The sequence below is a fragment of the Agrobacterium cavarae genome (assembly GCF_004310285.1).
GTDB classification, from domain to species: Bacteria; Pseudomonadota; Alphaproteobacteria; order Rhizobiales; family Rhizobiaceae; genus Agrobacterium; species Agrobacterium cavarae.
The window spans coordinates 454,066-474,930 of sequence record NZ_SISF01000032.1; the positions used below are offsets into that span (position 1 = coordinate 454,066).

Annotated in this window: 28 protein-coding genes; 27 read left to right on the forward strand and 1 reads right to left on the reverse strand. The window is 57.6% G+C overall.

The annotated features are described in order from the left end of the window. Window positions 1–96 precede the first annotated feature (96 nt). The 17 genes from EYC79_RS18095 to EYC79_RS18165 all read left to right on the forward strand — a co-directional run bounded on the left by EYC79_RS18095 (window position 97) and on the right by EYC79_RS18165 (window position 15,028). A complete protein-coding gene (locus tag EYC79_RS18095; RefSeq protein WP_130978866.1) occupies window positions 97–1,758 on the forward strand; it encodes a phage major capsid protein in 1,662 nt (553 codons plus the stop codon). Window positions 1,759–1,827: 69 nt separating this feature from the next. Further along, window positions 1,828–2,148: a DUF2190 family protein gene (locus tag EYC79_RS18100; protein WP_062600194.1), complete on the forward strand. Its 321-nt coding sequence runs from the start codon at window positions 1,828–1,830 to the stop codon at window positions 2,146–2,148. Further along, entirely contained in the window at window positions 2,149–2,526 is a 378-nt protein-coding gene (locus EYC79_RS18105; RefSeq protein ID WP_062600195.1) for a hypothetical protein, read from the forward strand. A 1-nt stretch (window position 2,527) separates the two neighbouring features. Continuing rightward, a complete protein-coding gene (locus EYC79_RS18110; protein WP_130978868.1) occupies window positions 2,528–3,271 on the forward strand; it encodes a hypothetical protein in 744 nt (247 codons plus the stop codon). Beyond that, on the forward strand, window positions 3,268–3,828 hold the full coding sequence (locus tag EYC79_RS18115) for a phage baseplate assembly protein V (protein WP_130978870.1): 561 nt from the start codon (window positions 3,268–3,270) through the stop codon (window positions 3,826–3,828). Before EYC79_RS18110 ends, EYC79_RS18115 begins: the two co-directional genes overlap by 4 nt. Window positions 3,829–3,842: 14 nt before the next feature. Beyond that, window positions 3,843–4,223, forward strand: coding sequence for a GPW/gp25 family protein (locus tag EYC79_RS18120; protein WP_130978872.1), 381 nt, complete (start codon window positions 3,843–3,845; stop codon window positions 4,221–4,223). Next, on the forward strand, window positions 4,220–5,173 hold the full coding sequence (locus tag EYC79_RS18125) for a baseplate J/gp47 family protein (RefSeq protein ID WP_130978874.1): 954 nt from the start codon (window positions 4,220–4,222) through the stop codon (window positions 5,171–5,173). Before EYC79_RS18120 ends, EYC79_RS18125 begins: the two co-directional genes overlap by 4 nt. Beyond that, entirely contained in the window at window positions 5,170–5,838 is a 669-nt protein-coding gene (locus EYC79_RS18130) for a phage tail protein I (RefSeq protein WP_130978875.1), read from the forward strand. Before EYC79_RS18125 ends, EYC79_RS18130 begins: the two co-directional genes overlap by 4 nt. Before the next feature lie 7 nt (window positions 5,839–5,845). Then, entirely contained in the window at window positions 5,846–8,107 is a 2,262-nt protein-coding gene (locus tag EYC79_RS18135; protein ID WP_130978877.1) for a hypothetical protein, read from the forward strand. 8 nt (window positions 8,108–8,115) lie between these two features. After that, window positions 8,116–8,286 carry a hypothetical protein gene (locus EYC79_RS23520; RefSeq protein WP_165457073.1) on the forward strand — a complete coding sequence of 57 codons (171 nt, stop codon included), beginning with the start codon at window positions 8,116–8,118 and terminating at the stop codon, window positions 8,284–8,286. Beyond that, a complete protein-coding gene (locus EYC79_RS18140) occupies window positions 8,270–9,847 on the forward strand; it encodes a hypothetical protein (protein ID WP_130978878.1) in 1,578 nt (525 codons plus the stop codon). Before EYC79_RS23520 ends, EYC79_RS18140 begins: the two co-directional genes overlap by 17 nt. Continuing rightward, entirely contained in the window at window positions 9,844–10,173 is a 330-nt protein-coding gene (locus EYC79_RS18145) for a hypothetical protein (RefSeq protein WP_130978880.1), read from the forward strand. The genes EYC79_RS18140 and EYC79_RS18145 overlap by 4 nt, the downstream gene beginning before the upstream one ends. A gap of 105 nt (window positions 10,174–10,278) precedes the next feature. Continuing rightward, window positions 10,279–11,742 carry a phage tail sheath protein gene (locus EYC79_RS18150; RefSeq protein ID WP_130978882.1) on the forward strand — a complete coding sequence of 488 codons (1,464 nt, stop codon included), beginning with the start codon at window positions 10,279–10,281 and terminating at the stop codon, window positions 11,740–11,742. Between the two features lie 13 nt (window positions 11,743–11,755). Beyond that, a complete protein-coding gene (locus EYC79_RS18155) occupies window positions 11,756–12,271 on the forward strand; it encodes a phage major tail tube protein (RefSeq protein WP_062600205.1) in 516 nt (171 codons plus the stop codon). Window positions 12,272–12,485: 214 nt separating this feature from the next. Next, window positions 12,486–12,770 (forward strand): phage tail assembly protein, encoded by a 285-nt coding sequence (locus EYC79_RS18160; RefSeq protein WP_130978884.1) that lies wholly within the window; start codon window positions 12,486–12,488, stop codon window positions 12,768–12,770. Next, window positions 12,767–12,892 (forward strand): hypothetical protein, encoded by a 126-nt coding sequence (locus EYC79_RS23940; protein ID WP_280956489.1) that lies wholly within the window; start codon window positions 12,767–12,769, stop codon window positions 12,890–12,892. Before EYC79_RS18160 ends, EYC79_RS23940 begins: the two co-directional genes overlap by 4 nt. Further along, entirely contained in the window at window positions 12,893–15,028 is a 2,136-nt protein-coding gene (locus tag EYC79_RS18165; protein WP_130978886.1) for a phage tail tape measure protein, read from the forward strand. It abuts the gene before it with no gap. Here the strand turns inward: EYC79_RS18165 and EYC79_RS18170 are convergent. After that, window positions 15,025–15,576 carry a DUF4339 domain-containing protein gene (locus EYC79_RS18170; RefSeq protein ID WP_165457074.1) on the reverse strand — a complete coding sequence of 184 codons (552 nt, stop codon included), beginning with the start codon at window positions 15,574–15,576 and terminating at the stop codon, window positions 15,025–15,027. The genes EYC79_RS18165 and EYC79_RS18170 overlap by 4 nt on opposite strands. 80 nt (window positions 15,577–15,656) lie before the next feature. Between EYC79_RS18170 and EYC79_RS18175 the strand changes: the two genes are divergently transcribed. The 10 genes from EYC79_RS18175 (at window position 15,657) to EYC79_RS18225 (ending at window position 20,825) form a co-directional block, all read left to right on the forward strand. After that, on the forward strand, window positions 15,657–16,121 hold the full coding sequence (locus EYC79_RS18175) for a phage tail protein (protein ID WP_130978889.1): 465 nt from the start codon (window positions 15,657–15,659) through the stop codon (window positions 16,119–16,121). A 6-nt stretch (window positions 16,122–16,127) separates the two neighbouring features. Next, window positions 16,128–16,340, forward strand: coding sequence for a tail protein X (locus EYC79_RS18180; protein WP_062423898.1), 213 nt, complete (start codon window positions 16,128–16,130; stop codon window positions 16,338–16,340). 2 nt (window positions 16,341–16,342) lie between these two features. Next, window positions 16,343–17,506, forward strand: a complete 1,164-nt coding sequence (locus EYC79_RS18185; RefSeq protein WP_130978891.1) for a phage late control D family protein — start codon at window positions 16,343–16,345, stop codon at window positions 17,504–17,506. A 24-nt stretch (window positions 17,507–17,530) separates the two neighbouring features. After that, a complete protein-coding gene (locus EYC79_RS18190) occupies window positions 17,531–17,806 on the forward strand; it encodes a hypothetical protein (RefSeq protein ID WP_130978893.1) in 276 nt (91 codons plus the stop codon). 175 nt (window positions 17,807–17,981) lie between these two features. Further along, window positions 17,982–18,785: a hypothetical protein gene (locus EYC79_RS18195; protein WP_130978895.1), complete on the forward strand. Its 804-nt coding sequence runs from the start codon at window positions 17,982–17,984 to the stop codon at window positions 18,783–18,785. Next, window positions 18,786–18,965, forward strand: a complete 180-nt coding sequence (locus tag EYC79_RS18200) for a hypothetical protein (RefSeq protein ID WP_130978896.1) — start codon at window positions 18,786–18,788, stop codon at window positions 18,963–18,965. 55 nt (window positions 18,966–19,020) lie between these two features. Further along, entirely contained in the window at window positions 19,021–19,266 is a 246-nt protein-coding gene (locus EYC79_RS18205; protein ID WP_130978897.1) for a DUF7940 domain-containing protein, read from the forward strand. After that, a complete protein-coding gene (locus EYC79_RS18210) occupies window positions 19,229–19,816 on the forward strand; it encodes a lysozyme (RefSeq protein WP_130978899.1) in 588 nt (195 codons plus the stop codon). The genes EYC79_RS18205 and EYC79_RS18210 overlap by 38 nt, the downstream gene beginning before the upstream one ends. Beyond that, window positions 19,813–20,196 (forward strand): hypothetical protein, encoded by a 384-nt coding sequence (locus tag EYC79_RS18215; protein WP_130978901.1) that lies wholly within the window; start codon window positions 19,813–19,815, stop codon window positions 20,194–20,196. The genes EYC79_RS18210 and EYC79_RS18215 overlap by 4 nt, the downstream gene beginning before the upstream one ends. Window positions 20,197–20,453: 257 nt before the next feature. Then, window positions 20,454–20,825 carry a DUF1515 family protein gene (locus tag EYC79_RS18225; protein ID WP_130978903.1) on the forward strand — a complete coding sequence of 124 codons (372 nt, stop codon included), beginning with the start codon at window positions 20,454–20,456 and terminating at the stop codon, window positions 20,823–20,825. Window positions 20,826–20,865: the final 40 nt, after the last annotated feature.

Here is a 20,865-nt window from a genome sequence, read left to right on the forward strand (position 1 = left end):
CCACTACCCAACATTCTAAAGTTCGCCACCTGCTTGCCACCGGGACGCAGGGCGACGGCGCTTGTCTACCCGGTAAATCAAAAGGAACTGCACACCATGAAAAAGGGTGCTTACTTTATCGCTGCTGCCGTCGCGCTTGTTTGCTTCGGTCTGGTTTTCGCCATCCTCTCTGCCGATCCTTCGCATGCCGCATCGCTAATTGGTCCCGATAGCTTGGTTCATCACGCCGGCAACTACATCTTCGAAGCCAACATTGCTCTGGTTGCTGCACGCAAGAAACTCGACGACCTTACCACCCGTGCGACTGCGAAGCGCGGCGAGCTGGTGGAGGGACTTTCTGAAGACGCGGCACGCGCGATCGAAAGCGATCATGAAGCCATCCTGCGGGAACTCGAACAGACGCGCGCCGAAGTCGCCCGCCTGGAAGTCGAAGAGCGCGCAAACCCTTCCAATCCCTCTGCTTCACAAGACGCCATTACCGCTGCACGCGCGGCGGTTGACGAAGAGCGCACACGCGTTCGCAGCATCGAAGAGATGTCGGCAAGGGCAGGCTGTGTTGACTTCGGTCGCCAGCACGCGCTTTCGGGAACATCGCTCGAATCCTTCCGTTCGCAGCTCCTGGAACACATGATGACCAACGAGCGGCAAACGCCGACCGACAGCCGCGTGCGGGTGCAGGTTGGTCAGGATGAGCGCGACACGCAACGCTCGGCGCAGATCGAGGCGCTGTCTTATGGCTTTGGCGCGCCTGTGCCAGAGGGTGGGCCGTCTGCTGCGGCGCGCCAGCACATGGGCCGGGGTTTGGTCGATCTGGCTGCGGACAGCATCGGACATTCGGGCCGTCGTATGCTCAACGCCCGTGACATCGACGACATTTTCACGCGCGCCTCGCATACCACTTCGGACTTCCCGGTGATCTTTGAAGGTGCCGTTAATCGCACTCTCGAACAGCGCTATGCCTTGGCGCAACCGACCTTCAAGCGGTTTGCCCGCAAGAAGAACTATCGCGATTTCCGCCCCGATACGACTGTTAAGGTCGGTGACTTCCCGATGCTGAAAAAGGTTCTGGAAGCCGGCGAAATCAAATACGGCACCTTCGGTGAAGGCAAAGAGGCAACGCGCGCTTTCAGCTATGCCATCGCGCTGAACATTAGCCGACAAATGCTGATCAATGATGATCTCGGCGCGATCGCGGAGCTGCTGTCGAGCTACGGTGCAACGGTGGCCTTGTTCGAGGAAGTGACGTTCTACGCCGACGCGTACAACGCCAAGCTTTCGGACGGCAAGGAAGTCTTCCACGCAGATCATTCGAACATCGCTGCGGCGGCAAACATCACGATCGACTCTGTGGCTGCGGGCCGCAAGTCGATGGGCCTTCAGAAGTCCAGTGACGGAAAGTTGCCGCTCCTTGCCAATCCTGCCCGCATCATGGTGGTCGGTCCCAACCAGTTGACGGATGCGGAAAAGCTGCTTGCGTCCATCACGCCTGCAACCGTGTCCACGGTCAACCTCTTTTCCGGCAAGTTCGAGCTGGTGGAGACGTCGCAGATCACTGACAACTCCTGGAGCCTGCACGCCGATCCGTCTGCCGGGTCAAACTATCGCTGGGGCTATCTCGAAGGCTACGAAGCGCCTCGCGTTCGCATGGACGAACCATTTGGCCGTCAGGGCTTCAGCATGTCGGTGGAACACGACTTCGGTTGCGGCGCGACGGACTTCCGTTTCGGCTTCCGCAATCCCGGCCCGGCGCTTCAGTAAAGGTACGACGAAAACAACGGGTGGGCTTCGGTCCACCTCTCTTTCACTTCGCGCATAAGGGAAAAGATCATGGCGAAGAATTTCAAGCAGCCGGGCACGACGCTGGATGTTCCAGCACCGGCAGACGTCAAGTCCGGCGACGGTGTTCTTATCGGCAAGCTGTTCGGCGTGTCGCAGATCTCCGCAAAAGCAAACGAGATGATCACGATCGACCGCGTGGGCGTTTGGGATCTGCCAAAGACCGAGGCGCAGGCGTGGGGCATTGGCGACGTCGTTTATTGGAGCGGCACGGAAGTGACGACCGTCGCAAGCGGCAACACGAAGATTGGTTATGCCGCCGCTGTGGCAATCAATCCTTCGAAGCGCGGCGACGTGGTTCTGAGCCAATAAATGGTTGACTGGCGCAAACTGGAGGCTGCCGTTGATCGCAAGATCGGCGGCGCTTTTGGCGAGCGTGTCCGCTTGTCGTTCATGAAGGGCGGCAAGACAGACCCGGATCGTCCGCAGATCATCGTTCATTGCGAAGCGCTTTGCGTCGGCGGTGATGAAGTCTCGACATTGGGCGGCGGTCGTTCCGGCCAGTTTCAAACTCGGCTTGCTACTGGCGAAGCCGAACTGTTTCTCGATCGCGCCTCGTATGACGGCCCGGCTCTTCAGTCCGGTGACACCGTTCGCGCGATCGACCGTGCTGGCCTGCCGGTTTGGGAGGTCGCCAACGTGAGCAGCCGCGACACAAGCATGATCGCGATCCGACTAAGGGAAAAATAGCATGTCGCTTGTTCGTATCGCTTTGCGGATCTGCGCGGTGGAAGCGCTCAAAGGCCGCACGCTTGTTGGTGATAACGTGTTGGACAGCGAAATCGGCGCGCTTGATCAGTCGCAAGACGGTTCCTTGCGATCCGACAAGCCGTTTATCTCCGTCTACGCCGATGACAGCAAGTTGCTGAACGGCCTTGAGCTTCGCTCGCTCATCAAAAGCGGGCAAGTGGATCTGAACTTCGAAGCTGGAATTGCCACGCCGCACACAGTCACAGATCCGGTCACGGATGAAACCGTGATCTATGAGGGAGTGCCGGCGACCGATGCGAATTTTGAGTTTCACCTTGATTTGACGATGCGTCAGATCGCGGACGCGCTTGCGGATCCTGATAATGAATGGGCCGTCTTGTTCGCTGGCCTGGTTACGGGATTTGATAAATCGCAGCGATCGCGAATAAGTGGCGACACGAATGGTGTTCGGCTTGCAGCTCACCAACTAAAGCTGACGGTTAGCGCGGTTGCAGAGCCTGTACGCGGTGAACCACTGCTAGACGTTCACCCGTTGGCGCGCTTCTTCGCCAAGTGTGATGCCGATTTTTTCCGACGCATGCCCGATATGGAAAAAAAGATTGCGCTGATGAAAGCGCAGATCGCCGGCAGCAATGATGATCTTACTGCCGCCATGCGGCGTTTCGGTATCGTCTACGATGAAGCCGATGCAATGCTGCTGACACCTTCGGGGTTTGAACCATGAGCGGCGCGAAATGGCTTGCTGACCACATTGCGGAAATCAATTTTCGGATTGCCGAACTGGAACGCAGAAATCGCAACCGGCGTCGCAAGGGCACGATCGCTGAGGTCAGCGATGACAATAGCAAGTATCGCGTCGCGCTGTCCCACCAGGGCGAGAAGCCATTTCTCACTCCGTGGATCAAAGCCCGCACGCTAGCTGCCGGGGGCGTGAAAGTCGATGTACGCTATAGCGTTGGTGAGCAGGTTGACGTGGTTTCGGAAAGTGGTGACCTCGCGGATGCTCAAATCGACTTCTCAACCTACAGTGACGAGAACGCCCGCGAAAACACTGACACGCCGCTTCATATCAAGATCGGAAGTACTGTTATCGAGGCCACGGGCGATCGGGCAAAAGTCACTGCCGATACCGTCATTGTACAGTCTTCAAACGTGCAGCTCGGCGGTGAAGGCGGAAAGAAGGTCGCTCGGATTGGCGACCTGGTCCACGTTCAAGGCGGCTCGTCATCTGGCAAGTGGCCGATCGTCGAAGGCTCCGAAACCGTCTTTGCCGTAGACTAGAGAGGGAAAAGCCGATGCCAAGTTCAACAGGCGTCAATGCCGTAACCGGCGCGCCCCTGTCTGATTGGGAGCATACCCAACAGTCGATCCGCAAGATCCTGAAAACACCGATCGGTGCACGTGTTATGCGACGCGATTTCGGCTCGGAACTGCCGGACCTGATCGACGCCAAGATGACGCCGCGTAATATCCTGAAGCTTTATTCTGCGGCGGCTACTGCAATTCAAAAATGGGAGCCGCGATTTCGAATGCGGTTCGGCAGAGTCGCGCGGGCCGATGTGGCAGGCGCTTTGTCGCTGGAAATCTACGGCATCTATTTTCCCCTCGGTCATCGCGGCGATTATTCCATTGCGGAAGATCAGAGCCTGCGCGTCGTCATCGAAAGATCACCATGACACTTGCTGTTTACGCGCCAACGAGCATCGACATTTCGCGGCTTCCAGCGCCTCAAGCTATTGAGGCGCTGGACTTCGAAGCGCTCTATGACGCCTTCAAAGTCCGCTTTCTGGCGTTTTGGGATCAGCAGCGCGCGATCAATCCCGCACTACCTGCCTACGACGTTCACAAACTGGAAACAGATCCTGCGGGGATTGTCGGGGAAGCTTGGTCCTATTTGCGGCTGATGGATCGCCAGCGCGTGAACGACGCGTTCCGCGCACTGCTTGCCGCTTATGCCAAGGGCGGCAACCTCGAAGCCATCGCAGCCGGGCGCAACGTTGCGCGTCTCGTGATCGTGCCGGCTACCTCTAGCGCCGCTGCGATCGTGGAAGGTGACGAGGCGTTGCTGCGCCGCTATCTCCTGTCCTTCGATGTTCCCGCTTCGGGTTCTGCTGGGCGCTATCTGTACGATGCCTGGACTGCCTGGCCGCAGTCCCCTGATAAGGCGCTGGGCCTTTGGGATGCGCGTGTGAATGGCCGTGCGATCCACGGTCGCCTCGGTGATACCGACGTTGTTGTGATCGGTCCCGAAGGGCGACTCCCCACCACTGCGGAGTTGGCAACTGTTCGGGCAGCAGTCACGCACCCGAACCGCGCGCCTGAAGCGGTGGCAATCTCGGTCATGTCCGCGTCGCGCGTCGAATATTCGGTTTCGCTGGTTTTGGAAGTCCCCGCGGTTGGGCCGTCGCCTGACGTGCTGCAGGCGGAAGCGATTAAGCGAGTGATCGCCGCGGCGAAAGATAGATCGCTGATCGGCGGCGAGGTACCAGAGGGATTACTTTCTGGTTCGGCCTTCGGCACTGGCATCATCAAGGTGCGCGATCGCGCGCCTGTCGTTATCGGGCCGGATCCTTACACCGTCCCGGTCATGACTGCGCTTGCAATCGACGTTGAGGTGCGACCGTGAGCAATGTTGCGACCCTTCTTGATCCGAACTCTGCCGACGAAATTGAGTACGCACTTGCTGCCGGCATGTCCGATGACTTGCCTATCCCTTATGCGGAAATCATGGATCCTTACCGGACGCCGGCGCGGTTCCTTCCATGGCTTGCCGCGCATCACTCGGTCGATTTGTGGTTCGATGATTGGCCGGATGACCGGAAGCGCGAAATGATCGCGCAATGCGCCGGCGTATCGACGCTCTATCCCGCGTCGCCACTTGCGGCGCTGAAAGGAACACTGGTGGGCCTCAAGCGCTATCTGGCGTTTGTGGATGCTGAAATCATTGACCGGGTCGCGCACCCGTCACGTTTCACTTTCGGTCGGGCCGTGATCGGGCTAACGCCGATCGCGCACAAGGCTTTCGTGGCGCACTACTTGGTCAAGCTCAAGCTGACCGCGCCTAAAAACCGATGGCAGATTGGACGTAGCGCCTTCGGGCGATCCGCCATCACGTCGGTCGATCTCGAACCGATCCGCCGCGCAATGCGTGCCATGACCACGGCCAAGAGTCCGGAAACGCTCTATTCCGTTACCTTCGCCTGGCGACGCGGCATCACCTTTAACGACAACATCACAATTGACGGCAGTAGCGCATTTGGCGGCTACCGCGACCGTCAACGTTTGGATTGAGGACACTATGAAGCGCACTCTCTTTAACGAAGCGGAAATTGCCGAACACGCCGATTTCGAAGCGATCGGCGCGCAAGCGCAAGCCGCGACCGATCGTGTTTGGGGTGACGCTATCGGTTACCCCGCCCATTGGGCGGCGTTCACGGTCAGCCGCAAATCTGCTCAGACGATCACCGTTTCATCTGGTCGCTATGTGAATGGCGAAGTGGTTTATGATCATGCGCAGCCGAAAGACATGAACTTGCAGCTTTATATTCCGGCTGCTGCCTCAGATCAGCGCTGGGTTGCCATCCTGCTGCGCGGCGAGGAAATCACCGAAACGGCGAACCGTCCTTTTGAGTCTTCGACCGACCCGGAAACCAGCGTCATCGTGCAACGCACCACGCCGAAGACGATCAGCCGTGTCGTCAATTTGCTCGTGCAGCCCGGTGAAGCCAATCCGGTTCCGGCAAAGCCAGTCGTCGCCGATACGGATGCCTGCATTGCCTTCGTGCTGCTGAAGTCCACGGGCATCGATGTGATCGAACCGGGCAATAGCGACCGTGTCAAAACCCTCTTCGAAGTTGAGGGGCGTGTAACGGCGCTGGAAGTCGATCTGGATAGCCTTTTCCTGCGCACCTCGACCATCGAAACGCAGATCACAAACATCGTCGGCAGGCTCGGCGAAATTCCTCGGCCGGAAATCATCCGACAGATGCAGCGTGATGTGGGTGCGGCACGCCTTCAACTCAACCTGCCTGACGATGCACGCGCCTATAGGTTCGATCCCGGCTTGACTTACGACCAGTGGGACAACCTGCACGCGGACTGGCTGGCGCGTGTCAATGAGGGCGTTCGCTTCCCATTTGCGGCGACGATCGAAGCGCGCTTGGAAGTGCAAGCCGAAGACGACCCGAACATCATGTTCCGCAATCGGCGCATGGTTCCTGCCTTCGACGAGGTGACCCGGATCGCCAACGCGTCGCTCGATAGCACGCTCAATATCTCGCAGCTTGTGCATACGCAGATCACGGCGGTGCTGAAGGACGTGTCCCGCACCCGCATCATCTACGGCCCGACGCAAGAGGTCTGCGAAAATAACGCCTATTGGTCGGGAGTTGTTTCTGGCGCGCGCGTCGGGATGACGTTCGCGATCGGCGGCGAGACCTTCGAAGTTGTCGCCGAATATGGCGGTCGCGGGGGGCATCGACGCTATGGCGTGCGAACCATCCGCTACGAGTCTTACACGGAAAGCTATTGGGACTATGTGAGCGAAGAGGTCGGTCTTAATGGCTCGATATACGCGCAAACGTTCCTCGTCGCGCAGCCCATGCAGATGACCAGCCTGGAGTTGGCATTCGCCCGTGTCGGCAATGATGGTGATGTGCACGTTCTCATCACCGAAACCACGCCTGCAGGGACGCCGAAGTTTGATTCCGTGCTGGCGCGCGGCACGCTGAAGCATTCGGATTTGGTGGTCGGCTGGAACAAGATCGCTTTGCCGATCACGCTGCTCGAAAGCGGACGTCGCTATGCTTTCGTGACGGTCACGACCGGCGCGCATTCGGTGCATATCTCGGGGGCAAACAAGTTCACAGGTGGTTCTCAGTTTGTCTGCACGGACGGTGCTTTCGCGCAGGGGTCAACAGAAATCGACTTCTGTTTCCGCATTAACGCAGCTCGTTTCCGCAGCCCGCGCACGGTCATTCCGATGCACGCGCTCACCCTGCAGAACGGCATGACTGAAATTGACATGCTGTTTGCAGGATGGACTCCATCTGGTTGCGCATTGGCCTTTGAAATCCGGCCTGCCGGACAAACCGTTTGGACGGAACTGGACGACGGCGACCCGGCAGCAAATCCGCTGGTCGGCCTGCCGGCATCTGTAGAACTGCGCATGGTGATGATGGGCACGGTCGATCTGCAGCCGATGATCCAGCTTGACGCCAAGGCGATTTCCCGCGTCTCGCGCAATCGCACCGAGATGAAGGGCGTCAGCAAGGAATTCGACTTCGGGATTTCTACGTCGGCCATCATCACGCAATTCACTGTCGATCGGTTCGATCCTGACGCTCACACCTTCAGCCCGGCGATTAGGGTGGGAAATACGGTGATACAGCCGACCGCGACCACGGTCACTGTCGATCCTAACGAGCCGAAACGCCGGACCTTCCTTTCGACTTACGCGCTCGGCGCAGCAACCAATAAAGCCCGGTTGCGCCCTGCGGCCACCACCAACAACGCTGTGTCCGTGCCGTTCGTGCAGGATGCATTCATTGCCGCTCTGTGAGGTGATCCATGGCGACCTATGCCGCAAAGAAGAAATACGCCGTGAAGCTTACTCGGTCCGTCAAGCACGGTCCGTTCACTTACAAGCCATTGGATGAAATCGAGATGGCGGGCGCAATGCTTACCGCCATCATCGAGGCCAATGGCGAGGAGGTTGTTGACTATGCCAGACCGGCTTAACAACTATCAGCTCCCGTCATGGCCTCCGACGAAGATCACGCGTGAAATCTGGAACGCTGTTCTCGGCGATATCGGCGTCCGTTTACGGGACCGGGAAACGCTGGAAGCGTCCTTCGAGCGTCTTCAGCAGCAGGGCATTCAAGCGGCGCTGGACTACATTCAGGTGAGCATCGCTCCGCAGCTCTCAGCCCTTCAGCAAACAATTCAGCAGTCGAAAGACCAGATTGACGACTTGTTGCAGGGCAACGCCCCGAACGCGCATAAGCTCGGCGGTCAACTGCCGGCCTACTATGCGAAATCATCTGAGCTGCAAAGCCTGCTTCAGGTCGTGGGGGAAAAGGCCGATACGGATGATGTGACTGCGATGATTCAGCAGCGCATTGCAGCACTGGTCGATAGCTCTCCTGCCACGCTCGACACACTGAAGGAATTGGCACAGGCTCTCAATAACGACGCCAATTTTTCGGTAACGGTTACGAATGCGCTCGCCGAGCTGGAGACGAAAATAAAGCAGGCCGGCGCGCCGATCGGCACCACCATCATGATGCAGGGCAACGGCAATACGCCGCCGCCTGGATATCTTCTGCACAACGGCGCGCCGTGCACTTCTGCCTACCCACAGCTTCGTGCTTGGCTGTTGGCAAATGGCGCAACGGTAAACGGCAATGGCGATCCGATCATCGAAGACATGGGCGGCTATTTCCCGCGTGGTTGGCGCTCCGGTCAGGTTGTCGATAGCGGACGTGCTTTTGGTAGCGTGCAGCAAGACGCCTTTCAGGGGTTCCATATCGGCAATAGTGGCAACAAGAAGCTCGGCGATTTCTTGACCAACATCAGCGGCGGGAGCATTACACAAGGTGCTCTCCGATCTGACGTCACGGATCCTGCAAAGCCTGTATCGGACGGCACTAACGGTGCACCTCGCATGGCTGGTGAAACACGGCCATCGAACAAAACATTCACCTACTGGATCAAAGCTTATGCCCCTGAGCAAGTTGCGGGCGCAGCCGATCTTGCTGCGCTCCTGAATAACGTTCAGGCATTGCAAACGAAGGTGAATTCGGCTGGTCTACGCAAAGGTGCAAAGGTCGTTCCTTCCGGCGCGGCGGTGCTTTACTCCGGGCTTCCTGCTAACATCAGCCGGGTGCGACTGAAGCTCAAGAACGTCACCTTCAGCCCTAACGCAGCCCCTATCATTAGGCTTGGGACTAGCGCGGGAATTGTGTCATCAGGCTATTCCGGTGGCATAGGCGCGTTTGCCAGCAACGTCGGATATGCCAGCCAGCCGATAGACCCAAGCGGCATTGTGCTGCTTGGATCGCCGAACGTGAACCCGACAATTGATGGCGAACTTGAGTTTTCCAGAGTGCCTGGGGGCAACGACTGGCAGTTTACAGGGCAGTTCTTCCTGCCTGCCGGTAGCTATCACATGTCCGTCTTCGTGACGGGTGGAGTTTCGTTACCGGGTGAGCTGGACAGAATTCAGCTTTCGACGGCAGCACCAGGCACAGCGGTAATCGGTGGCGCAGCGATGTGGGCCGAATGGGAGTTCGCGGTATGACAAAGCAAATCATCGTCGATGCCATGACAGGCGACGTTAGCGAAGAAGATTTCACGCCGGAGACCTTTCCCATCGTTACCGCCTTTCTCCCGATAGAGCCAACGCCGTTCTGGCTTGCTGCGCATGAGCTGCTACAGCTAAAGAAATCCGACGTGTTGAACGCCATCGCCGATCCCGATGAACGCTATGAAGCGGAGTTGGAAATCGAGGGGCGTAAAACTTATCGCCGCGATGATCCAATGGTCATTAAGCTTGCGCAGCTCAAGGGCTATCCGCCTGCGCAGATGGATGACCTTTGGCTGTATGTGCAGCAGCACTACAGATAGCAATTCAACGAACATGATCCGCACTCGGTGCGGGCATTGAGACAACCAGGCGCATTGCCGCCGCCCCTTCCCTCACATCGCTGGTTATTTCCAAAGGAGACCATCATGGCCGACCTCGCCTATGCTCATGGCGTGACACTTAATGAAAGCGCGGCGACCCCGTCGCTTCTTCGTGTCCAGCGCCAAGGCATTACTTTCGTCAACGGCTTCGCGCCCGACGCAGATCCCGCCGCCTTCCCGCTCAACTATCCAACGCTTGTCACGTCGCCTCAACAGGCTGCGGCGCTGGGCGCGACTGGCTCGCTGCTGGAAGATGTGACCACCGTTTTCGACGAAGGCGGATCCTGGTGCACCATCAACAGGGTGGAGTATTCCGCCGACGCGGCTGTGCTTCAGGCCAACTTGATCGGCGACCCGGTCGCGCGCACGGGCATCTATGCGGCGCTTCGTGCCAAGGGACTGACTGGCTATCAGCCGCGCGTCGTCATCACGGCTGGGGACACAGGTGCATGGGTTGAAGGTGGTGTGGTCTCCGTGACGGTCACAACGCAAGGTGCGAAGCTGACGGAAGCGCCGATCGTCACGGCGAGCGGTGGCGGTAGTGACGCCGGCAAGGTTCTCCCCACACTCGTTGCGGTGCTGGGTGACGGTGCCAACGCCGGCAAGGTGGTTGCGGTCCGCGTCGTTACGCCCGGTAAAAAGCTCTCGCAGGCTCCCGTTTTGACCTTCACGGGTGGCGGCTCTGATTCCGGCAAGGTTTTGCCGCAAGCCGTTTCGAATGTTGGAAACCTTGCCAATCCGTTCATATCGGCGCTCAACGCCATCCTGCCGAAAATTCGCGCTCGCGCTTACATCAGCGGCCCGAACACGACGAATGCCGAAGCTTTGCGCTTCCGCGATACGGTCAGCGGCGGTCGTATTCTGATCATCGATCCAAAGGTGATCAGGAACGTCAACGGCATTCCGGTAGCAAAGCCCGTCGCGCCTGTCTTCGCAGGCGTCCGCGCTCGCGTGGTGGCGTCTGATGAGGGCGTTTCCGGTTCGGTTTCGAACAAGATCATTCGCACGATCGACGGCGTTTCTCGCACGATCATGTATCCAGACGACAGCAATTTTCTCAACGAAAAGCAGGTTGCGACGGTCCTTAACGAGCGCGGCGGCTTTCGCACATGGGGTAGCCGCCTGGCGACCGATGATCCGCTCTGGCAGTTCGATAGCGTTCGCGCGACCGCCGACATGATCAACGAGGCTCTGGAGGATGTTTACTTCCAGTTCGTGGACCGCAAGTTCACGAAGGCCAACATGAAGCTGATGCTGGAAGCGGGCAATGCAGCTATCCGCGTCTTCAAAAACAATGAAGACATTCTCGGCGGTCGTTGCTGGTTCCCTGCGCTGAACGATCCGACGCTGATGGCAAACGGCAAACTGTTCCTCAATGTGGAATTCGAGCCGGTCGGCATCATGGAACAAATCAACATCACCACTCACCGGAACATTCTCTACTACCGGCTTTTGCTGGAAGAAGTGAATGGCCTCATCGAAGCCGGCCCGCTTTCGGTTGCCGCATAAGGAGTAGCCAGACATGGCAGAAAAAACACTTCCCCGCTTCATCCTGCGAGACTGCATGGTGTGGGCGGATCGTGAAAGCAAGCTGGGCCAGATCGGCGACGTCACCTTGCCCGTGCCAGAGGCGAAGCGCGAAGCCATGCGCAACGCCGGCATGATCAAGGAACGTAACGTCCACCTCGGCTACAACGCGCTTGAAATGGGCTTCAAGATGCCGGGTTTCGATCCGCAGATCCTCAAGCTCTTTGGCTTGAAGCCCGGCGTCGATACGCCGTTCCTGGTAACGGGCGCGCTGGTCGATGAAGACGGCACCACGCATAGCGCCGTCGTTTCGATCCGGGGCAAGATGTACAAGCCCGACGCGGGAACGTGGAAGGGTGGCGACCTGGCCGAAAACGACTACGCCGTTGATGTCAATTACTACAAGCTGGAAATCGACGGCGCGGAAATCTACGAGGTCGATGACTTCGACTTCAAGGTGGGTGGCGTCTCGCAATACGCCGATATCCGCAACGCCCTAATGCTGAACTGACGCCATCAAGAGGCGGGGTTGCTGGAAAGCATATGATTAGCCCCGCCCCTTTTTCGTTGGCGCGGGGCGATCGCCACCTCTGGCTTCGTTTTTCTTCGCGCGAACTTTTCTGACGAGCTGCCGCGTGATCGCGGCGGGCCGTCTGTTTTCACAAAAACCAGTCCATCAATAGCGCCGGCGCTCTGCGCGCGCTTTTTCCTTTCGAGGTTCCGTTATGTCCGACACTGTCACTGTTTCGCTCTCCAAGTCCGTCATGCACGGCGACCAGACTTTTACCGAACTCACTTTCCGCGAGCCGACCGTCGGCGATCTGATCCTTGGCGACCAGATCGGGACCGGGCAGCTTGCCAGAATGTCCGCAATCCTCGCTTCCATTTCCGACATTCCGCTTCCGGCTTTCAAAAAGATCGGCGCAAAAGATTTCTCAAAGATCGTTGATGCAACGTCTGAGTTGCTGGGAAACGACACAAAAAAGAAGAAACCCACGACTGGCGATTGATCGCCGTCTACGTCGCCCATTTCGGCCATACGGCCCTTGATGCCATCGAGCTTTGGTCGCCTGAAAAGCTGCTGGCTTATTTCCACAAAGTTTCCGAACTGAAAAAAATCATGGGGCAGTAAATGTCTGTGACGCAAAGCACGCTGCGCATCTCCCTGCTGGAAGATGTCGTTGCCAAATCCGCCCCGATCTTTCGGACACTCGACCGGCTGCAAAACCAGCAGATGAAGGCGTTTGCACCCATGCGCGGGCTGATGGGCCAGGCTATCGCCCTGGGTGCCGGCTATTTCGGGGCGCGTGAAGGGATATCGGCGACGGCAGGATCCGCGATCGAATTTGAAACCGCCTTCGCCGACGTGAAAAAAGTCGTTGAAGCCACGGACGAACAGTTCGAAAACATGCGCCGCTCGATCCGGCGCATGTCGAACGAAATCCCCCTCGCCTCAACCGAGATTGCCGCGCTATTCGCGGCGGCTGGCGAGTCCGGTATTGCGACCGAGGATCTGACCAGCTTTGCCGAAATGGCGGCGCGTGTTGGTGTCGCGTTCGATATGAGTGCAGCCGATGCGGGCGAAAGCCTCGCCAAGCTGAAAACGCAGCTCGGCTTGACTGTGAGCGAAACTGGCGACATGGCCGATGCCATCAACCACCTTTCGAACAACATGGCATCGAAAGCCAAGGACATTACCGATTTCATGCTGCGCGTAGGCGCGATCGGTGAAATGAGCGGCTTCGCAAAGGAAGACGTTGCGGCCATGGGTAGTGCCATGATCGCGGCAGGTTCCGACGCCAGCACCGCTGGCACGGCGATGAAAAACGTCATCCGTGCCTTGGCGAAGGGCGATTTTGCCAAAAAGTCGCAAAAGGATGCCGCCAAGGCGCTCGGCCTGCACTTGCCGTCGATCGCAAAGGACATGCAGAAGGATGCGAAAGGCACTCTGCGGAAGGTGCTGACGGCGATCGCCAAGGCACCGAAGCATCAACAGACGTCTTTGCTGTCAGAGTTTTTCGGTGATGAGGCCAGCGCCTTCATGCCGCTTGTCGGCAACATAAAGCTGCTTGATGACGCGCTGGGCGCTGTCGCCGATCGGACGAAATATTCTGGTTCGGCCTTTCAAGAGTATGTCCAGCGCGCCAACACGACGCGCAATGTTCTTGATCTGCTCGGAAACAAGATCTCGAACAAGTTCTCGGAAATGGGTGACGCGATGTTGCCTTCAATCCGTGAGGGCGCGTTAGCGATCGGCGAAATCATCGACACGCTGGGAAATCGCGTGACGATCCTCGACCAGTTCACGACTGCAATGAAAGGCTTTACGCAGGGGCTTGGTTACGACGGCGGTGTTCGCGAGCTGGTGAATGATATCGGCGATCTTCTCCTCGGTCCGGTCGATCCCAACGCCGCCGATCGTATCGGCAGCATATTCATGCAGGCCAAGGAATGGGGCGCTTCCATCCGCGAATTGAACGATGCAATGCAGAACAATCCGCTTGCGCAGTTCATGACCGAGATGGCGGGTTACGGTTTCAAGTTCTTCCTTTATGCCGCTGGCATTGCGATGCTGGCGGGAACGGTAAGGAAACTTGCCTCGGCGCTCATGTTGCTCTCGGGTGCCGGAGCTGCTGTATCTGTTCTTAAGGCAATCGGAAAGGCGACTGACTTTCCGGGCTTGGGTGGCGGTAGTGGAAAGGGAGGACCAAAAGTCCCGAAAGGTGGGGGCGGCATTCCTGGTGCTGCGCCTGTGGCGGGATTGGGGACTTTTTTTTCAGCGGCTACATGGCAGTACTTGGTTGCGCGGTTTGCTCAATCTCTTGGTGACACGCCCGGCGAGACGTTTGATGACCAGCTAAAGTACCAGCAAGACTCTAAAGACAAGCTGGCGCGCTTGCTGGGTTTAAGTGGCGGACCGACAAAGCCGGACCCTCAATCAACGGCTCTTGCGTCTAGTGTGGCGTCGCAATCGGCCATGGACAACGCTACAAGGTCGCGCGCTGCAGGTTTCGGTGGAACCACTGACACCCTGCCCGGAAAAACCGCTGATGATATCGTTCGTATCGATGCGGCTTCGATCGCAGAAATGACCAGGCCGAACGGGACGCAGGATGTCAGGGTTACGAACCAGCAACCTGTCAGTGTCGTGGTGAATGCTCCCATCACCATCACGGGCGTTGCGGATCCACAAGCGGCAGGAAGTGCAGCGGCTGCACAGCTTGGTGCTGAAGTCCAGCGGGCGACGGAGGGGAATTTAAGCGACTAGGTTTGACTAATAATCACCACAGCAAGAAGTATGGGTAGTGTGATGAGCGCTATCCATACATAACCGAGAGCTGGATTTTTCCCCATGCGCTTTGAGCGAGCGATTAGATATGCGGCGGGCGTCATCAGCATCCATGCCCCAGCCCCTCGCATTCTCCTACCATATCCCGCTCTGGCGACAACGCGGTTATCGTAAGCAAGACAGCTCAGATAGACGATCACGCTCAGTGTCAAATAGGTGGCTCTGTTGAAGCCACTCCCTATGCTGGCAATTAATCCGAGGTGGATGAAGAGAAGAGGCGCAGGTGTCAGCGCCATAATCCACGCCCATAGGTCACTCACCTCAGAAGGCGGAAGGGGCGGCGGCGCGTTGCTGGCTGTCGGCTTGAATGTCTCGACTTCGACAAACCTTTTCCAATCGCTACCCGCTCCTGCGTTCCAGACGAGCGTTTCGCCGGAAATGGTGCCGTCTGCAAAAAGCGATTTGAGTTCGCTTTCAGTGACCGGCCCAAAGCGCCTGCCGCCCATATTGTAAAACCAACTGTCCACCCGACGCCCCTCATATGCTCGAAGCCGAAAATACAGATCGGTCGGAGGGAGTCGAGTCCTCTCATTTTGGAGAACCATCCATGTCCGGCAACACGTCAATGATGCTCGGCGATTTCGCCTTTGAAGCGCTGGGTTTCGGTTACCAAGGGGTCAAGCGATCGGTGAACACGTCCTGGGCGGAAATTCCAGTCGGGCAAACGCTCAACCCCATGCAGTGGACTGGTCCGACCTCGGACGAAATTACCATTTCGGGGGTCATCTTCACCGAAGAGTTTGGCGGGCAATCGCAGCTTGACGGCATTGTGGCGCGGGCGGGTGCCGGTGAACCGATGATGCTGGTTACAGGCAATGCCGCCGAAGGCGTCATTCAAGGCGTCTTCACCGTTCAAGGCATTGAAGAAGACAGGTCGCACCACAATGCGCGCGGCGTGGCGGCACGCAACGCGTATTCCATCAAATTGAAGCGGCAGGCAGACACCCTGCCCTTATCGGGCGGCAGCATTCTCGATCGCGCTACTAGCTTCCTCTCCGACCTTTTCCGGTGATTTTGTATGTCAGATATCTACACGACAAAGCAGGGAGAAACCGTCGATCTCGCCTGCCAGTCTCATTACGGGCGCACGGCGAAAGTCGTTGAAGCCGTCATCGAAGCTAATCCCGGACTCGCCGCGCTGGGTGCGGTGCTGCCGATCGGCACGAAGATCCTCATGCCGGCGCTCTCTTCCACCACGACGCAACCGCGTCTTGTCAGTCTTTGGGACTAGCCATGAAGCCACGTGTCGAAATCACCATTGATGGCGCGCCGGTCGCCGGCGGATTCTATGAGCGGCTTAAATCCGTGACCGTGACCGACAAAGAAGGTCTGAAGTCGGACACGGTCGATATCGAACTGAACGACGGCCCGCCTAACTTCCTCGCCCTTCCCCGCAAAGGTGCCATAATCGGCGTCAGGATGGGCTACGACAGCGATCTTGCTTCGCTTGGCACCTTCACTGCCGACAAGATCAGTTGCGATTGCCTACCCTACAGCATGAAAATTTCCGGCAATGCCGTGGACTTTCGAAGTGGCAAGCTGAAGGAGCGGCAGGAGCGCGCGTGGGACAAGAAAACCCTTGGCGATATTGTCTCACAGATCGCCGAAGAAAGCGGCCTGACGCCCGCCATCGATCCCGAACTATCCAAGTTCGTTTACGACTGGATCGGCCAACAGGATGAAAGCAACATCCATTTTTTGCGGCGGCTTGCGGAGCGACATAATGGCTTGTTCTCGATCAAGCAAAGTCGCTTACTTTTCTCCAGCCTCGGTTCGGGCAAAGCCGCAAGCGGCAGGAATATTGGCAGCGTGATCGTCACGCCTGAAATGGTGCAACTAGGCACACTGAAATTCGAGGTCGGCGATCGGACGAAATATAGCAAGGTCGTTGCCTACTATCAGGACAGCGACAAGGCGCAGCGCGTCGAAATCGAGGCGGATGCGAAAGCGGATGGCGATAGCGTCTATCGCATTCCAGAACCATTCTCTTCGCCAGATGAAGCGGACAAGGCGGCGCAGGCGAAAGCCAGAAGCCTGAAGCGTGGCGAAGGCAGCACGTCGGTCACGGTGATCGGTGACACTTCGATTTGCGCCGGTGCGCCGTTGCTCTACGCCCGCATCCGTCCCGGCCTCGATGGCGTCCCTTATGTCATCGACACTGCTACGCACAAGTATGCGGCGAAAGGCAGTTTCACCACGGACATTTCCGCCAAGCTCTACGACGGCAAATCGTCATCCTCTGACGATGATGAGTCGGGCGCAGAAAGTTCTTCGGGCGGCAGCTCGTCGACGAAATCGAAGGACGACGGAAAGGTCGCGCCGAATAGCGCGCCTGGCACGCCTAAGACGCCGTCGCAGTGGCTCACGCCCCGGCTGGGGCGCACGGACGAAAACTAAAATCATCAAACAAGGAAACGACTGATGGCTAACACCTTCAAAGCGGCTGGCGCTGTCCAGTGGCAACAGATTGTCGATGGCGGGCTTTACTCCCGGTTCGGCATCCAAGTTGACTGCCGCCAGCGCGTCTACGTCTGCATTTCGCAGGGCGCTCCAGATCAAAACACGGATGATTACATGATCCTTGAAACGGAGCGCACCCGCGAAATCGTGTGCAATCTCGCCAGTACCGACAGGGTCTCGATCAGAACCGGGGATGCTGTCACTGTAGCCGTGCGTGGCTTTAGGGATAACCGCTAGTCGCTCTCCGTGGCAGAAAAAGAGGATCTAATATGAGTGGCTTTTCACTTGGCTTTGGTCTCGCTGAGAGCCGGTCCGTAGCATTACGGCCCACGGTTCTTTGGCTTTTAGCGAGCGGCTTATGGGATGATGACGGCGCGTGGGACGATGCCGCAATTTGGAAGGATGCTGCCTGATGGCTATCGGAACGATCGGCAGTAAAGCCACTGGCGCTGATGCCCGCGCCAAGATCAATGCTGGATTGGAGGCGATCGACGGCCTCCCGAAAAACGCGATATCAACAACTGTCCCCACCATGTCCGATGATGAGGACGATGGGTTTTCGGTTAACTCCAAGTGGCTCAACTCTGCGACGGGGATCGAGTACATTTGCCGCGACGCTACGGCAGGCGCTGCTTCATGGGTGCGGCAAGATAACGCCGACTTCTTCGGCTACACGTCTGGGAACTATTATCAAGGGATCAATACGATTGTTTCTGGCGGGGCCGCAGTCGTTGGCGGGCAGATCAAGTTTCATCCGATCGTTATCAAAGAGCGGGTTACGATATCGGAATTAGCGGTGCGCGTGACCACTTCGGAAAGCGGTAAGGCTTTTCAATTAGCTATTTATGCTGCCGATCCCGTCACGAAGCTCCCCTCCGGCAATGTTCTTGGCGCTACTGCCAATATGTCGGCTGGCACTACCGGCGCGATGAGTGGCGCTTTGGTCGGTGGAAACGTAACACTCAATCCCGGCCTCTACTGGATGGGCATAAACGGCGACACCACAACAGCCGTTTTCCAAGCCTTTGGTTCTAACTCGACCTTTATCGCCGCCCTTCTTGGCGGTACGGCATCACAGGTGGCGTCAGGAACGGCATCATCGGTTTCGTTCTTGGGAAACACTCAAGCTTTCGGCGTTTGGCCTGATCTAACCGGCCAAAACTTTAGCAGAGGCAACAACAGCGGTTACGCTGGCATATTCTTCAAGGTGGCGTGAATGGACGAAGTCGAGCTTTACTTGCAATACGACGCGCAAGGCAACATCACCGTCTCCGTTGTGTATCCAGAGGGAAACACGAACACGCTGCATGTTCCGCATGATGTCCCGCCAATCGAGCGCGATGACCGGATCAATGCTTTCAAAGCAGAGCAGACGGCGTCGCCACAGGCGGATTAACAGGCCGACCTCTAGGGACGCTCTTAGCGTTCATCTCTAACAATCCGGAAGTCCCATGTTTATTGCCAATAAGTGGCAGGTGCTGAAACGCGCCTGGTCCATTCGATGGATCCTGCTTGCCGGTCTCTTGTCCGGCCTCGAAGTCTTCCTACCCCTCATCGACGGTTACTTCGAAATCCCGCGCGGCTTGTTCGCTGCGTTTTCGGGCGGCGCGACCTGTGCCGCCTTCATTTCCCGAATCCTCGTTCAGAAAGGTATGATCGATGCCGATCAACAAGATCACGCCGACGAAGCGCGGTAGAGCTGCAATTGCTTCCGTCCTCCTTGGCATCGCCAGTGGCAGCTATGCGATCTACGATCGCTACGCCACAGAGCAGAAGATGGACCCTGCCGTTATTCTGGCAGTCGAAAAAGCAATCATGCCCTGGGAGGGGCTGGTTCTGAAATCCCATTGGGACCCCTTCGCCAAGATTTGGGATATTTGCTACGGCGAAACGAAGGGCATAGGTCCCGGCATGTCGAAGACGAAAGCACAATGCTTCGACATGCTGCTTCGCCGCGTCCATGACGACTATTATCAGAAGATCATGGAATGCTCGCCAAACCTTGCGAAAGCGCCGGTCAGCGTCCGGGCCTCCATGATCACCGGCTCTTACAATTTTGGCGTCGGTGCATGGTGCCGATCGACCGCCAAGGGCCGCATCGAAGCGGGAATGTGGCGCTTCGCTTGCGAGGCTCAAACGGCATTCAACAAGGCGGGCGGTCGGATCGTGCGCGGTCTCGTCAACCGTCGCGAAATGGGCGACGCGTGGCGGATCGGTGAAGCCGAACTTTGCGTGAGCGGCCTATGAGCTTCCTTCTCCCGACGTCGCTCACAGGGCGAGTATGCGCCCTCATCATCTGCGTCTTGCTTTCTGTTGGCGGCTTTCGGCTGTGGCTTTCGTTTCACGACGCGGCGCTGCTTGAAGGCTACGTCCTGCTTTCAGAAAAGACCGCCGCTGAAGCGAAAGCCGCCGAGATGGAACGCCAGCGCAATGCCGCTGCGCTGGCGCTCGAAGAGAACCGCAAACGGGCGTTGGCCGATGCCCTCATTCAACAGCAGGCCGAAGCCAAACAGGAACAGGCGATCAAAGATGACAATCAAAACATGGATGACGGTGATTACCGTTGGAGCGATGATGATCGCCGCTGGCTGTGCGAGCAAAGAGGCGAGGCTTATTGCCGCCGCTGATACGCGGGGCAGAGCATCGGCGGGTGTCAACCTTCCCGATCTACCGGAGGAATGCCGAAAGAAGATGGACAGGGTGATTCCGAAGTATGGAACTGAAAAGCCACGCAACACACAACTGAGGTGGGACCTTGCGGCGGATTTCGTAGACCGTCGCACTACCCGATGCGCCGCCTTTTACGACGACACCAAAACCTCTTTCGGTTCTGGTCATCTGTCATGTGCCAAGGGCCGCACCTGTAACGGGGGTGGTTTGAGCTATGGCACCTGGTGAATTTGATCCGTCTATTCATCAGCAGCTTGGGCGACTGGTAGAAGGGATGGAGGGACTAAAGGACTCGATACGACGAATGGAAGATCAGTCCAGACGCTCTGAAGACAAGGCGGCTGAAAGTCGTGCCGTCGTACATAGGCGGCTTGATGAGATGGTAGATCGCGTCGGCGACGTCGAACAGACAGTGGCGCTCGTAAAAGATGACGTGACAGACATGAAGCCTGTTACCGACGATATGAAACGCTTGCGGCTGATGGGGACGGGCGCACTTGCAACCATGGGCTTTGCGGCCATGGCCGTAGGTGTGACATTTGCGGACGCTTTGAAGCGGCTCGGCGATTTTTTCATTGGACGGTAAACAAAAGCCGCACGGAGCAATCCGGGCGGCTTTTTGCGTT